Source organism: Desulfobulbus propionicus DSM 2032 (assembly GCF_000186885.1).
Lineage (GTDB): Bacteria > Desulfobacterota > Desulfobulbia > Desulfobulbales > Desulfobulbaceae > Desulfobulbus > Desulfobulbus propionicus.
The window spans coordinates 196,704-210,477 of the sequence record NC_014972.1 but is presented as its reverse complement, the minus strand read 5'-3'; the positions used below and the strand labels follow the sequence as shown (position 1 = coordinate 210,477).

18 protein-coding genes are annotated in these 13,774 nt (G+C 58.1%); 16 read left to right on the top strand and 2 right to left on the bottom strand.

The annotated features are described in order from the left end of the window. Window positions 1-108: 108 nt before the first annotated feature. Both DESPR_RS18185 and DESPR_RS01025 read right to left on the bottom strand, forming a co-directional pair. Window positions 109-687 (bottom strand): MerR family transcriptional regulator, encoded by a 579-nt coding sequence (locus tag DESPR_RS18185; protein WP_169701494.1) that lies wholly within the window; start codon window positions 685-687, stop codon window positions 109-111. Then, complete coding sequence (locus DESPR_RS01025; protein ID WP_043769463.1) at window positions 684-1,133, bottom strand: hypothetical protein; 450 nt, start codon at window positions 1,131-1,133, stop codon at window positions 684-686. Before DESPR_RS01025 ends, DESPR_RS18185 begins: the two co-directional genes overlap by 4 nt. On the opposite strand from DESPR_RS01025, the gene DESPR_RS18180 reads away from it, so the two are divergent. The 16 genes from DESPR_RS18180 to DESPR_RS00955 all read left to right on the top strand — a co-directional run bounded on the left by DESPR_RS18180 (window position 1,132) and on the right by DESPR_RS00955 (window position 13,735). Continuing rightward, complete coding sequence (locus DESPR_RS18180) at window positions 1,132-1,452, top strand: hypothetical protein (RefSeq protein ID WP_169701493.1); 321 nt, start codon at window positions 1,132-1,134, stop codon at window positions 1,450-1,452. The two genes, DESPR_RS01025 and DESPR_RS18180, sit on opposite strands and share 2 nt — an antisense overlap. Beyond that, window positions 1,449-2,240 (top strand): BRO-N domain-containing protein, encoded by a 792-nt coding sequence (locus DESPR_RS18175; protein ID WP_015722948.1) that lies wholly within the window; start codon window positions 1,449-1,451, stop codon window positions 2,238-2,240. The genes DESPR_RS18180 and DESPR_RS18175 overlap by 4 nt, the downstream gene beginning before the upstream one ends. Continuing rightward, window positions 2,240-2,587, top strand: a complete 348-nt coding sequence (locus tag DESPR_RS01015; RefSeq protein ID WP_015722947.1) for a hypothetical protein — start codon at window positions 2,240-2,242, stop codon at window positions 2,585-2,587. The genes DESPR_RS18175 and DESPR_RS01015 overlap by 1 nt, the downstream gene beginning before the upstream one ends. Further along, window positions 2,580-4,022 carry a CHC2 zinc finger domain-containing protein gene (locus DESPR_RS01010; protein ID WP_015722946.1) on the top strand — a complete coding sequence of 481 codons (1,443 nt, stop codon included), beginning with the start codon at window positions 2,580-2,582 and terminating at the stop codon, window positions 4,020-4,022. Before DESPR_RS01015 ends, DESPR_RS01010 begins: the two co-directional genes overlap by 8 nt. Window position 4,023: 1 nt before the next feature. Beyond that, entirely contained in the window at window positions 4,024-4,236 is a 213-nt protein-coding gene (locus DESPR_RS01005) for a hypothetical protein (protein WP_043769460.1), read from the top strand. Continuing rightward, window positions 4,229-5,179, top strand: a complete 951-nt coding sequence (locus tag DESPR_RS01000; RefSeq protein ID WP_015722944.1) for a TFIIB-type zinc ribbon-containing protein — start codon at window positions 4,229-4,231, stop codon at window positions 5,177-5,179. The genes DESPR_RS01005 and DESPR_RS01000 overlap by 8 nt, the downstream gene beginning before the upstream one ends. A gap of 323 nt (window positions 5,180-5,502) precedes the next feature. Beyond that, window positions 5,503-6,096, top strand: a complete 594-nt coding sequence (locus DESPR_RS00995; RefSeq protein ID WP_015722943.1) for a hypothetical protein — start codon at window positions 5,503-5,505, stop codon at window positions 6,094-6,096. Beyond that, a complete protein-coding gene (locus DESPR_RS00990; protein ID WP_015722942.1) occupies window positions 6,083-6,307 on the top strand; it encodes a MerR family transcriptional regulator in 225 nt (74 codons plus the stop codon). The genes DESPR_RS00995 and DESPR_RS00990 overlap by 14 nt, the downstream gene beginning before the upstream one ends. Further along, complete coding sequence (locus DESPR_RS18725; RefSeq protein WP_218918262.1) at window positions 6,304-6,405, top strand: Rha family transcriptional regulator; 102 nt, start codon at window positions 6,304-6,306, stop codon at window positions 6,403-6,405. Before DESPR_RS00990 ends, DESPR_RS18725 begins: the two co-directional genes overlap by 4 nt. 150 nt (window positions 6,406-6,555) lie before the next feature. Continuing rightward, on the top strand, window positions 6,556-7,179 hold the full coding sequence (locus tag DESPR_RS00985) for a hypothetical protein (RefSeq protein ID WP_015722941.1): 624 nt from the start codon (window positions 6,556-6,558) through the stop codon (window positions 7,177-7,179). Between the two features lie 899 nt (window positions 7,180-8,078). Beyond that, window positions 8,079-8,396 (top strand): hypothetical protein, encoded by a 318-nt coding sequence (locus DESPR_RS00980; protein WP_015722940.1) that lies wholly within the window; start codon window positions 8,079-8,081, stop codon window positions 8,394-8,396. After that, the gene (locus tag DESPR_RS16890; RefSeq protein ID WP_015722939.1) at window positions 8,389-9,147 is read left to right on the top strand and encodes a BRO-N domain-containing protein; all 759 of its coding nucleotides are present in this window, start codon (window positions 8,389-8,391) and stop codon (window positions 9,145-9,147) included. The genes DESPR_RS00980 and DESPR_RS16890 overlap by 8 nt, the downstream gene beginning before the upstream one ends. A 195-nt stretch (window positions 9,148-9,342) precedes the next feature. Next, complete coding sequence (locus DESPR_RS00970) at window positions 9,343-11,265, top strand: terminase gpA endonuclease subunit (RefSeq protein WP_015722938.1); 1,923 nt, start codon at window positions 9,343-9,345, stop codon at window positions 11,263-11,265. Then, window positions 11,266-11,508, top strand: a complete 243-nt coding sequence (locus DESPR_RS00965; protein WP_015722937.1) for a hypothetical protein — start codon at window positions 11,266-11,268, stop codon at window positions 11,506-11,508. Window positions 11,509-11,510: 2 nt separating this feature from the next. Then, window positions 11,511-13,085, top strand: coding sequence for a phage portal protein (locus tag DESPR_RS00960; protein WP_043769455.1), 1,575 nt, complete (start codon window positions 11,511-11,513; stop codon window positions 13,083-13,085). A 23-nt stretch (window positions 13,086-13,108) separates the two neighbouring features. Continuing rightward, entirely contained in the window at window positions 13,109-13,735 is a 627-nt protein-coding gene (locus DESPR_RS00955) for a hypothetical protein (protein WP_043769452.1), read from the top strand. The last annotated feature ends 39 nt before the right edge of the window (window positions 13,736-13,774 follow it).

The window sequence follows — 13,774 nt, the reverse complement described above, 5'->3', positions numbered from 1 at the left end:
TGTTGTTGGTGGTGCTTCACATGCTACTGCGGGCACATGGGAGAATCAACGGAGAAAAACCATGCAAAAACCACTCGCGATGACCGTGCGGACAACAGAACCAGTTTCTCAGGAGGCTATATGATCAAGCCTTTGCGCAATAAGCTCAAGATCTTCCTTGATGGTTACCTCGTATCGGCATCCAGGTGTGGTGCAATTATACGGAAACACGCACGGGTCTGTGTTCACAAGTGGCCGCTTACACTCGGGGCAATGGGCAAGTGGGGCGTGCCGACCCGACACGTCTCGTTTGAACAGTGCCCCGCGATATTCGGTAAAGTTCTCGGGAACACTTTTTTTCTTCACTTCTTCGCGAAGATAGCGAAGTTTTTCCATCGCCTCGGCGAGTTGTCGCTGCAAATCAGCACGTTCTTTTTCGACCTTGCCAAGTTCATCTTTAACAAGAAGCAACCGCTCTCTAAGGATTGAGCTGCTGCCATGCTCGTTGATCAAATCTTCAAGAAGTTTCAGTGGATTTATGGACATACGGTACACCTCCGGCGTGATGGTTGGTCGCTGTTGGTTGATTGGCGTCACCACGGTACCGCAATCGCGTCGGAGATTCAACCGGTTGCCTGGATCAACAAGAAAAAGTGCTTGCAAACCGCCAGCTGGATCACCGAGTACACCGCTGAAATTTTTAGTCATTTTTTTCTTTCTATGTATGAAATGTGTCTGTTCGTAAATGATATCAAGAAGTACTTTTTGTCAGCTTTCAGACTTGCTATATCGCTTTTTATCGCACTTATTTGCTTTTTTATTTCTTCAATATCCTCTTCTGCATCTTTTACATCAAGAGCAGCGTCCTCCTTATCCTTGTTTGTTTTGCATTTTTTCAACAACCTCTTTGCTTCTGCCAAATCAGCCTTTGCTTCTCTTAAACTTTCCTTCTCTTCATCAATTTCAAATCTTAAATTTTCAATTTCAGTCTCAAAATCATACGGTATTTCATCGGCACTATTTTTAGCCGTTTCTTCTGAGCATATCCTGTTTTCAACCAAGTACGATACAAACCACTTCTTTGCTTCAGTTATAGTCCTGACCGTTTTTCCGATCCTGTCGAATTCCACTTCGGTAAGCTCCCTGTATCCCATGATTATTACCATCCTTTATTTTGTATCGTTGACAAAAAAAATCTTTTCAGGCTATTATAACGGCGTCGCTGGCAAAATCCAGCGGCTCGGGTTTGACAGCCTGATTGTACGGCGGACGCACCGCCACCAGTCTCATATTCGGCGGTTTTTTTGCGTCCACACCATGGCGAAGCTCTCTTGTTTGGGCGGCGCTGTGTGGGAGGGGGCAACCCCTGCCGGTCCGTACACCGGTCTGTCAACCCGCACAGTGTTCGCCCTTTTTCCGTTTGACAGCGGAAATGGGCGTCAAAATCCTTTTTGTACGGAGGTAACGCCATGAGCAGTCCCGCCAGTAGTCCATCCGCAGTAATCCCCTTCCAGTTCGAGTCCAACGAAATTCGTGCCCTGACCATTGATGGCGATCCCTGGTTTGTCGCCAGGGATGTTTGCGATGTATTGGAGTATGCCGACGCAAGTGACGCGACCCAATTTCTCGATGATGATGAGAAGCTGGTCCGGCAAATAGCCGGAGCAGGTCAGACGCGCAACATGCTCATCATCTCCGAATCCGGCCTCTACACCCTGATCATCCGTTCCAACAAACCCCAGGCCAAACCCTTCCGTAAATGGGTCACCGCCGAGGTACTCCCCTCGATCCGCAAGACCGGCGGCTACGCCCTGCCCAACCAGGGCAAGCGCGCCGACATCTTCCACCACCGTGGCCCGGTGTCCGACTCCGGTCTCGACATCCGCTACACCCTGGACCTGACCAAGATCCTCACCCGGCCCACCAGGACCTCGCTCACCCTGCTGCAACGGCTGACCGGCATCGAGATGGACGATCTGGTGGAGGACGCCCTTCATATCACCCCCGGCCGGGAGGTCGAAACCTCGCTGGACGGATTCCTCAACGATTGCACCCGGGCCGTGCCGGACCCGGCACCCCGCCTGACCCTGGCCGAAATGCACCGGGCGTACCGGCAATGGTGCCTGGACCACGGCCTCAACCAAGTCAATATCGCCACCAGCCGGGAGCTGGCCGCAAGGCTGCGCGACCTCGGCTACACCCTGGCCAAGGTCGGCGGCCGTATCCAGGTGTTTGGTCTGACGGTGCGGGAGGTGGCGTGATGGAACGGTCGGTCTTGCATCAGAATATGCACCTCACCCTCGTACCCGGCGGCAGAAAGACCGCCGTTGCCCACTCTTTCGCCTCTTTTGCTGCAAATACCGATTCGCGGCGCCACCCCAGCCCTATGGTGCAACAGTTGGTAGCCATGGCCAGGGAACAACTGCCTCAGGCGCAGCGAAGCCTCAGCGACAGGGAATGCCGATTGCTCGCGGTCGACGGAATACTGGCGATCCTGGACCACCTCTGCAACCACCTCAATCTCTTCAAAGACCTGGTCGGGCATCGTACCGACATGGCCCATGGCCTCGCCAAGATTGTCGCGCAGCTGGAGGACCGTCATGCATAGCGCCAATCACGAAATAGCAGCCAAGCATGGCCTGCGCAAGAGCGGCAACCGGCATACCGGCCCGTGCCCAAAGTGCGGCGGTTCAAAGGACTCGGACAAGTTCGTGCTGTTTACCGATGGTGGATTTCGCTGCTTTGCCTGCGGCTTCAAGGGCGATCGCATCAAGTGGCTGCGGGAGATGGATGGCATGAGCTGCCGTGAGGCCCACGATGCCGAGGGCAAGGATTGTTCCCCTTCCTGCCCGAACTACGGCCCGTGCCGCAACGGCGAACCGGTGAAACGACGGCCCCGGTCGGTGCGACCGCAGGTTGGTGGCAGGCCGGACGGCCTTGCCGAGCTGACCGCCGCCCATCCGGGGAGCGCATGGAGCGCCTGGGCCGGGAAGCTGGTGGAGAAGGCCCGGCAGGCCTTGACCAGGGAACCGGAGGAGATCCGCTGGCTGGAGAGCCGTGGCATCGGCACCGCCCAGGTCGATCAATACCAACTGGGGTGGCTGGCGCATGACCTGCGGGTGGATCGACGCGAGCTGGGCTTGCCGCTCGAGGAAGGCAAGGAACGGTTGTGGGTGCCCGGCGGGCTGGTGATTCCGATTTTTGATGGCCATGGCGAACTGCATCGGTTGCGGATCCGGAGGACGCCGGCGGCGCGGGAGAAGTTTTTGTCCGACCGCAAGTATGTGTGGATCAAGGGCAGCGGCAACCTGCCCATGGTGTTGCGGCCTTCCGGTTCGATTCGCGGGGCGGTGATCGTCGAGGCCGAACTGGATGCCATGGCCGTGGCCGCTGCCCACGGGGAGGTGCTGGTGGTGGCCCTGGGCACGGTGGCCGGCGGGATTGATGCCGGCCTGCGGGCCGAGCTGGAAGAGTGCCCCGTGATCCTGGTGGCCCTGGACGCGGATCCGGCCAGGGACGGCAAGCTGGGTGCCGGCCCGGCCGCGGTCAAGCGGTGGCGCCGGAGTTTCCGCCAAGCGCGGTTCTGGCCGATGCCGGCCGGCAAGGACCCGGGGGATTTTGTCCGCGACCATGGCGGCGACCTGCGCCAGTGGGTGGAATCCGGCCTGCCGCCAGTGGTGGCCTGCCCCCCGCCCATTTGCCAGGACCGCTCCTTGTCCCCTGAGCAGCGCTCGCCGGGGAATGGGGGTGGAGATTTCTTCCCCTCTTCAGCGCTGCCCCTGGACGATATCGAGGCCTTTGCCGAACTGCTGCGCACTGAATCCGGTGCGGTGTGGTACGGGCGCGCTCCCCATGGTGAGCTGGTGGTTCGGTTCCGGCGCGATGCGGACACCCTGGATGCGTTTATGCGGCGTGGGCAAATCACCCGGATCATGTACGGCGGCGGTGCGGTGGCCGATTTCCTGGAGCGGCTCCCGCGCGGTCGATACATTGGCGCTGACGCGCTTATACAACTGCAAAGCGAGGTCACCGATGCGGCGTAACATGACGAAAATCAAGAAATCCTGCCGGGACAAGAAACGATACGCCAGCCGGGAAGCGGCAACCCGCCGGGCCATCGAACTCAACCGCAAGGGCGTGCGGGTCAAACCCTATCAATGTCCCGCCTGCGGCGGATGGCACATGACGCACCGCTCACCGATGGCGGTGCTCAACGAAGCGTTTATCGAGGTCGGCATGGGGCCGGTGTATGTCTGAGGCGGTGCGTAACGACATTGAAGTGCGGGCCGTCTGCCCGGTCACAAGGGGGCTGCCGGTGCGGATGACGGAGCACGGCTTCGCCCAGGCCTGTGCGGAAGCACTGGCACAGGCCCATGAGGCGGTGAAAAACAGCGATGGATTACCCCTGGCGGCGGTCCGGCTGAGCCGTTGTCTGCAATGCCTGGGGAAAGAAAGGCCACCTGAGCTACAGGTGGTGGACCTGGAAATTTTGAAGACCGAGCGTGGCTCGGCACAATGCAAAAGGGAGCTGGAAATGGGCGGAAAAAAACACGACGGAACATGCGAAAACTGCGGACGCGAAAACATGACCCTCACCAGATTGCATGGCGATCTCGTTTGTACCAGTTGTGGCAACCTCTTTGGCGCCATGGCCAACCGGCCGGAAGCGGTGGAAAAGGCCTTGCGCAAGATGCTGCCGCACTGCCTGCCAGCCGCGGGTTCCGTTGATGAAGAGAAGCAGGAACTGGCGCGACGATGCGACGAACTGGCTGCAGAGGTTCAAACGCTGAGCGGCCAGCTTATCGAAGAGCAAGAATTGAGGAAAAAACGGGCCGAGGAGGCTGATCAATATTGGTCATTTCTTCTGAAAATTGGCGAAAGCCTTGATTCCGGTTTCGACGGAGCCTGCGATGTGGCCTTGGTACCAGAAATGGTGACGGAAACGTTTTCCGGCCTAGAGGCTGAAAAAACCACCCTCCTACAAAACGCTGAGCGGCTGACTGCTGAAAGCACGGTCCTCGCCAATCGGGTGTCCGAACTGGAGAAACGCCTTGAGGATCTGGAAGGGTGGGAAAAAGTCCCAACGTCTGGGCTTGTTATGGAAAGTAGTTTTGAGCATGACCTCATCCGCGATCAGCTGGCCGACTTTGCCCTCAAGATTCTCCAGGGGCAGGTGGGCATTGTTCACCGGGAAGCATGAAAGGAACCATACAAATTCTCTGTGCCGGGTGTGGACGATTATCGACTGTTGGAATCGTTGACCATGAGGGTGATGGCAGCCTTTGTCCCGAATGTGAAAAGCGATTGGTTGAAACGGAACTAGCCTGGAAGACAAGGAGACAAATCGATGGGGAAAAATGTTGTACGGTTGCAATCAAGGCAACCAATCCAGATTTCATTGTCGGCGACGCGTAAAGGACGGCTGGGCACGATCGACCTTGGCCAGGATTATATGGCAGGAATCAAGACCCGGGCAAGAGCCCTGCAAAAAGCAACCAGAACTGTCCGGGATAACCGCTGATCATGGCCATTGATGATACTGTGGCCGGTCAACCGCGGGAAAGGTTCAAAAACCGATCAGCCGCCTGGCGCTGGGTAGGGGAACAGCTCAGGGGCAGGGGCGTGGCCCTGTCGCAGCGCAAGTTCTACGACGACGGCGTTGCCGGCAAGTATCTCGTCTTTCCCGACAAGAGCGTTTCGCGGGCATCGGTGGCCGAATATTTGCTGAAGGCCATGGGGGAAGCACCCGTGGTCGATCTTGACCTGGTCGACAGGAAACAGGAAAAAGACCGGCTTGAGTTGCGCAAGCTGGAACTCGAGGTCGACCGCCTTGCCATCAAGGCCAGGGCGGAAGATCGTGGATGGATGCGAATCGAGGACCACTGGGCGCAGCTGCTTGCCGGATACAACATGCTCCGCGGCAATCTTGAGCATTTTACCCGCATTGCGGCCACCGAGATTGTCCTCGAGGCCGGTGGGGACTACCACCAGGGACCGTTGGTGGCGGACAAGATTTTGGAATTGGTGATCAACCGGGCCTACGGTGAATTGTCCGGCATGCGCATCGATGCCGGTGAGTTCGAACAGACAGAGGAGGATGGCGATGAGCGAGAATGAGGCGGTGTTGATCGGGATGAAGGAAGTAGCCGCGTTTTTGCGCGTCTCCGAACGAACCGTGCGGGGTTGGATGGAAGACCATAGCGATATGCCGGTGTACCAGGAGCGGCCTGGGGCCCGTATCTGCGCCGACAAGGAGGCTCTGGCTAGCTGGCAACGACGATTGTATGCAGGCGCTCATACGTCGGTGGTAAATCTTGAGGGCAGATGACCAAGGACGGTTTCATCCTCCTGCCCATTGGTTTCACCAGCAAGGCGGCTGTGCGGTTAAAGGTCGCTTATGTTCCCGAGTGGTTGGAGCAGCCGTGAGTACATACCGAGAATCTTGTCCAGCAGTTAGAGTTCCTCTTTTCCCATTGCTCTTCTCCTTGTGTATGATGGTTCAGTGGTGCTTTCCATCGTAGCGTGGAGAGATGGGCATCCTAACTGAAAAAAATGACTGGGTATCTGGAGTGGATTATGAACGACATTGAAAATTTACTAAACCTGCCCGAGTATATTCAAATTGTGATCGCAACCGGTTATATCGGTCATTCCATAGCGAGATCCGGATTGCGGGACAAGGAGCGAAAAGACGAACTGCTCTACGGAATCATAGTGTTCGGTCTCTTCGGGTATGTCGCCTTTGATCTTGTGAAACCCTTTTTTTCGTATTTTTTGATACCGGCAATTATTGCAGTTGTTTCCGTGGTCGTCATTTCTTGTTTGTGGAGAAAAGTCGGTAAGCCGTTGACAAATACCATTTTCCAAAATGCAGGTGTGCTCAATGAAGACGGTATACCAAATGTATGGACTGGAATCACTCAATGTACGCACGCGGGGCCAACGCAGGTCAAGGTGCTGTTGAAGGACGGATCCGCTCTGATATGCAATAATGTTCAATCGTTCGGGGATGCCGCCTTTCCGAAATATTATACAGATAACGATGGCAACATAGCTTTGTATGTAACATCCATCAGAAAAACCGATGGGACGACAAAAGAAATGACAACAGTGCGCGATGCCGATTGGGGAGATAGGTTGACCTATGTGCCTGCCAGCGAAATTTCAAGAGTGATGATCCGTTTTAAAAAGAAAAGATAGTTGCCACAACTCAGTCGTCATCCACAGGAGGGGGTGGTGCCCCTCCTGTATCGCCTGCATTCTGAGGGGTGGAGTTTGTCCCGGGATTGACTGACGGAACATCTATGGTTTGTGGTGTCGAACTCCTTGAGGAATCAGTTCCTGCGTCCTGGGTGGTAAATCCGTTTCCATTGTTCATGATATACTCCTTGTTATCAAGGCAATGCACAGAGGTCAAACCACACCTTCATCTCCCTATTGTGCCCATATTTTTCCTGTAAATATCGTTTCATTGTGCCCACAGGATGGGGTGGGTGTCAATTGTTTTGGGGAAGTGATGCGAAAACAGACCAACATAAAATGTTGAAAAATCGTTTCATGGGGATCAACGATGACAGAGACGACCCTGGATAGCATGAAACCGTATCCTCTGCCCCTCGATCCTATCACGCTGACTATTGGCTGTTTTTTCGAGGAAAATCCCGTTTTGGCCGTGATAAACTCTACACATATGAACTCCCCGTCTATCCGGGTTCATGCAGGCCATTCTTGCCTTCGGCGGGATGGCGACCATGAACACGAACGATTATGGAGGCAACCATGTTGAGAAAAAGATTGACAGAGTTTGGTGGGGTGTGCAATGCTCAAGCTGTCACGGCAAAATCCGTGGCCGGGTTTAGCAGCCCGAACCTCGCGGCGGATGCCCCGCCTTGCACTTGACTTTACTTTTAGTAACGTCAGGTTTCATTTTGGCGGTTTTTTTGCGTCCACAGCACAGCATTGCTCTTGCTTGGGTGGTGGTGTGCGGGAGGGGGGAACCCCTGCCGGTTCCGTGAGGCCGGTCTGCTAACCCGCATATCGCCGCCCTTTTTGCGTTTAGCAGCGCAGGGGTGGTCAACCTCATCTCACGGAGCACCACCATGCATCTCACCCTGATCAAGGGCGGGCGCAGACCCGCCGCCATTCCCGCCCCGCCGTCCTTTCCTGAACACGACTCCCGCCGCCACCCCAACCCGCTGCTGCGCCACCTGGTTGCCGAGGCCAGGGAGCAGTTGCCCGCAGCCCGAAAGCGATTAAATGCCGAGCTACGCACCGGCATCGCCGCGCACGGCGCTCTGGCCACGCTCGATTATCTTTGCACCCATCTCAAGGAAACCTCCGACATGGTCGGCCCTCGTGGCGTCATTGCCCGCTCCCTGGCTATGGTCATTGCCCAGTTGGAGGACCACCATGCCTGAAATTACCCCCTTCTGTTTCAACGATTCAATGGTCCGGACCCTGACCATCGATAATGCCCCCTGGTTTGTAGCCAAGGACGTGGCCGAATTGTTGGGATATGCCAACACAAAAGATGCGATTTCAAGACATTGCAAGGGGGTCGTGAAACACTACCCCCTTCGAACAGCTGGAGGTATCCAGGAAATTCGTATCATCAACGAGCCGAACCTCTACCGCCTGGTCGCTCACTCAAAGCTCCCGGCTGCGGAAAAGTTTGAGGCCTGGATCTACGAAGAGGTCCTCCCCTCCATCCGCAAGACCGGCAGCTACAGCCAGGACGACGGCGGCCGCAAGACCGACATCTTTTACCATCGCGGCCCGGTCTCTCCCGGCGGGCTTGATATTCGCTATCAGCTTGACCTGACCAAGGTGGTGTTGCGGCCGACCTCCACCTCGCTGCGAGTGCTGCAGCGCGTGACCGGGATCGATCTCGCCGATATGATTGCCGAGCTTGAGCACCCCGCCTCGTCCCTGGCCGACACGCTGGTGCGCGACTTCTGCCAGCAGTGCCTTGCCGCCGCACCCGGCGAGCGGGTGCGGCTGTCGCGGGCGGTCGAGGCCATCAACCGCTGGCTGGCCGATCTTGTTGGCCATGGAGAAAAAAAACAACCGCGACAGCTGGGCGCCGAGCTGCGCAACCTGGGCTACACCTTGCGGAAGATCGGCGGAGTATACTGGATTATGGACGTTTCAATGGACGTCAACCGATAAATCCAAACATTTGCCGACATTTGCGGAAATATTCCGACATCTGCCGACATTTGCCGACATTTGCCGACATTTGCAAAACTGCCAAAAACACCGTGTAGGATAGGCGCGTGAACCACTGGTTTGCGCGTCGCTCCTTGGCCGCCGGAAGGCCTTCTGCTCCAACCCTTCCGGCGGCGCCCTCTCTCACGGTGAAACATGCCCGAGACAGCCCGACAACTGGCGTTCGCCGCCCCGGTGTTCAGGCTGTACCCCTGTGCGCCTGCCAGTGTCCGTCGTCGGCTTTCCGGCCGTAGCGTCACCTCTGATCGTTGCCCGGTCATCACCTTTCCGAAGCACCTGCGCCGGTTCGTCGCCTCACCCCCGCGTATTAGTCCTCTGGAGTTCGCCGAGCGGTACCGTGTTGTCACCGATGGCGCCCATCCCGGTCCTTGGCGGCGCGAACACGCCCCCCACACCGCTAAAATCCTGATCATCTTTGGGCACCAGTGGGTACGCGAGATCTGGTACTGCGGGGTGGATCAATCCGGCAAGACCATCACCCTCACCAACTGCCTGGCCTGGTCGATCGAGCAGCTTGCCGGCGACATCTTTTATCTGATGCCCTCCGAGGAGACGGCAAAAAACATCGTCGATCAAAAACTGCGGCCGATGCTCGAAGGCTCGCCGCATCTGCGCGGCTACCTCAGCCCGCGCAAGGATGATACCGCCATCACCCGCATCCGTCTGGTCAACGGCAAGGTTATTCGGCCCTCCTGGTCCGGCAGCCCCCAGGCCATGGCCACCTGGTCGGCCCAGTGCTGTTTCGGCGACGAGGTCGACAAATACCCGGAGCAGGCCGGCAGTGAGTCCGATCCCATCACCCTTATCCGTAAACGTGCCCGTACTTTCCGCGGCCGTTCCAAGATGTTTTTCTGCTCCACCCCTGCCGGCCGCTTCATTCGCAAAGGTGTCGCGGCCTGCCACCAGATCTGGGAATACCGGCTGCGCTGTCCCCACTGCAGCGAGCTGATCCGACCGGAAGGCGAACATCTAGGGATCGACGACAAATCGACCATTGAACAGATCGAATCTGACGGCGTCATCCTCGCCTGCCATCTCTGCGGCGCCGAGATGGATGAGCAGGGACGCATCCACGCCATTCGCGGCGGCGCCTGGGTGGCGATCAAGGGCGGCGAATTGCCACGGCCCGAGCGGGTTGGTTTCATCCACCGCGCCTGGGACTGCCTTGACGTCACGCTCAGGGAGATCGGCGTGGCCTGGCTGAAGAACCTGGCAGGCAAGCTCACCGATAAAATCGCCTGGGCCAATGGTGTCGAGGCTAACGACTACCAGGCCGAAATCAAGGACCGCGACGAAGAGTACATCCTCAGGTTGAAGGATGAGAGCCTGCCCCGGCGCGCAGTCCCCGGGGAGACCTCCTGCCTGCTGCTCCTGGTCGACACCCAGAAGTATGGCTTCCGCTATCAGGTCTGGGCCTGCGGTTGGGGCGAGGACATGAGCATCAGCGTGATCGATCGCGGCATGGTGCGCGAATTCGGCAACCTGGTGGACCTGGCCGAAAAGGACTGGAAGGACGCCGATGGCAACGTATACCGAATTGCCGCCGCCTGGATCGATTCCGGTGGTGGCACCGACCCCTACCATCCCAAGCACAGCCGGACCCGCGAAGTCTATCTCTTTTGCAAAAAACACCCAATTTTTTCCCCGATCAAAGGCCGCAGGACCCAAAGTCTGCCCTGGAGCATCACCCGCCTTGAGTACCTGCCGTCACGCTCCGGCAAGAAGATACCCATTGCCGGTGGTCTCAACCTCTACACCCTGAACGTCACCCACTACAAAAACGACCTGGCCACCACCCTGGCGGTGGAGCCGGGCGACCCGGGCGCAATGCGTTTGCATGCGGAGATCGGCAAGGACTACGCGGCCCAGATGTGCGCCGAGTACCAGGACGACCGGGGCTACTGGATCTGCCCGGACGGCAAGGACAATCACGACTGGGACATCTCGGTCTACGGCATGGCGGCGATCGACATCATGGGTATCCGCGACTGGAAGCCCGAACTGGAAGAGCATGAGGTGCAGCCCGTACAACCCGCTTCAAAAAGGAGGCGCTGGTAGATGTATTTCGACACGGTTGAAGAATACACCACGGAGATCGCCCTGGCGCGCCAGTCGATCCACCGGACGCTCGAGAGCCAGAAGTACGGCCGCAGCGGATCCGGAACTGCCTCGGAGAGTCAACGGGTCGATCTGAATACCTTGCGCAGCTACCTGCGGGAACTGATCAGCGAGCGTGACCTGCTGCAAGGATCCGCCGACACCCCAACCAGAATCTATGCCAAGGCGGGGCGACGGTTTTGAGGTTGAACGGACAAAGGGTGCTGGCCACGGTCGAACGGGTGATCGACCGCACCGTGGGCATGCTGTTCCCCGGCCTGGAAAGCCGGATGATGGAGGCCCGTATCCGCAATTTCAGTCTGCGGATGTTCGCGGCAGCCAAGGAATCGCGCCTCTTGGGCGACTGGGCTCCGGTGGGAACGGACATCAACACCCTGATCCGGACCAGCAACCCCACCATCCGCAACCGCACCCGGCAGCTGGTGGGGGATTTTGCCTACTTTGCCCGGGCGGTCAGGGTCCTGGTCGACCATACCATCGGCACCGGCATCACCATGCAGAGCCGGGTGACGCGCGGCGCCACCGAAACCGGCAAGGCCAAGCTCCACACCACCGCCATTGCCGCCATCGAGGATGCATGGTCCCGCTGGTGCGACGAATGCGATGCCGGCGGCAAGCTCCACTACCACGAAATCGAGCGCCTGTGGAAGCGCCAGGATGTAGTCGACGGCGAATCCATCCTCGTGCTTGGGTGGGACAAGAACCCCCGCCGTTTTCTCCCCCTGGTGCTGCAGTGCTATGAGGCGGACTGGCTCTCCAGCGAATATGCCGCCACCAAGGGCGAAAATACCATGATTGACCAGGGCGTCGAGTTCGACCGGATCACTGGGGCGGTGATTGCCTACCATTTCCGCGTTCCCGACGGATTTTCGCAGCTCACCGGCAAGCAACGGTCGGTGCGGGTGCCCGCCGCCAGCGTGATCCACGGATTCGAGACCCTGCGTCCCGGACAGTTACGTGGGGTGAGTCCGTTCACTCCGGCGGTTCTCCTGGCCGACGACCTGCAGGAATTTCTCGGCGCCAATATCGACCGGGCGAAAATGGCGGCTAAGTGGCTGGCCTTTGTTGAGACGGCCGATGTGGCTCGCTGGCAGAAGGGCCGTACCACCAAGGATACGGAAACCGGCCACCGGTTGACCGTACTCGACAACGCCATCATCGATTTCATGAGCCCAGGGGACAAGGTCACCATCAACAGCACCGATGTGCCTGGGGATTCGTTCACACCCTTTGTCCGCTTCGTGCTGCAGATGTTGGCAGTGTCGGTGAACGTCCCCTACGAGCTGATCAGCGGTGATGCGACCGGGCTCAACTACAACACCACGCGCACCGTACGCAACGACTGGCAAAAGTCGCTGCGGCCGATGGTGAGCCGCCATATCCGCCAGTTTAGCCAACCAATCTTCCGGGCATTCATGGATGCCTGCCACCTTTCCGGCAGGGTGAGGATGCCGGGATATGCGGCCAATCCACGGCCGTGGCTGGAATGCCTCTGGCAACCCAACGGAGTCGAGCCGCTTGACCTGCTGCGCGAAAGCCGGGGCCAGATCGACCTCAAGGACAATTATCTGTGGAGCCCGCAGGAGATCATTGCCGCGCGGGGCCGCGATCCCGAGGCGGTACTCAACGAGCACAAGGAGTGGATGGATATGTTGGTCAAACGTGAGTTGCCGACGGTGACCACCTCCAAGGCCCTGCAAACCAACCCGGCGGCGGTGGCCGGAAACCCGCAATCCGACAAAAAACAACAGGACGAATGATGCAGGCTCAGCGATCAGTCCCGATGAAAAGCACATTTGAACGATCCGGATATCTGGGCAGCATGCCGGTGGCCTATGGGATCACCGTGCGCGCCATCACCTGCCGCGCGGCTGTGGATCCGGATGCGATCCGCTGGATCCTGGCCACCGAGCAACCCGCCCTGGTCTACGACTGGGAACTGGATCGGGTTGTCCGTGAAGTGCTGCTCATGGATGGCGTTGTGTTCCCGGAAAACCGGCAGGTGCCGCTTCTTGATTGCCATAACCGCTGGAGCGTTGACGACCAGCTGGGTTCGGTCACCGATTTCAAGCAAACCCTGGTCGGGCAGTATCAGGCCATTGACGGGTTGATCAGGTTTGCCGCCGATGACAAGGCCATGCGCACCCGCCAAAAGGTGGTCGACCAACACTTGACGGACGGGTCAGCCGGATACCGGGTGCTCAATGCCATTTGGGTGCCCGATGAGGTTGAAGTCGTCATTCGCGGCCGGACCTTTGTCGGTCCATTGAAGGTGTCCACGGATTGGATGCTGAAGGAATTCACTTTAACGCCAATAGGCGCGGACAGCCTGGCAAAGGCAACCAGGGGATCTGGTTCGGCTGGCCGTTTGGCGCGCAACAGCGGTTGTTTGCCGCATAGTCGGGCGTGAGCCCATAACCGGGAGGAAAGATGAATCCCAAGTTACGAG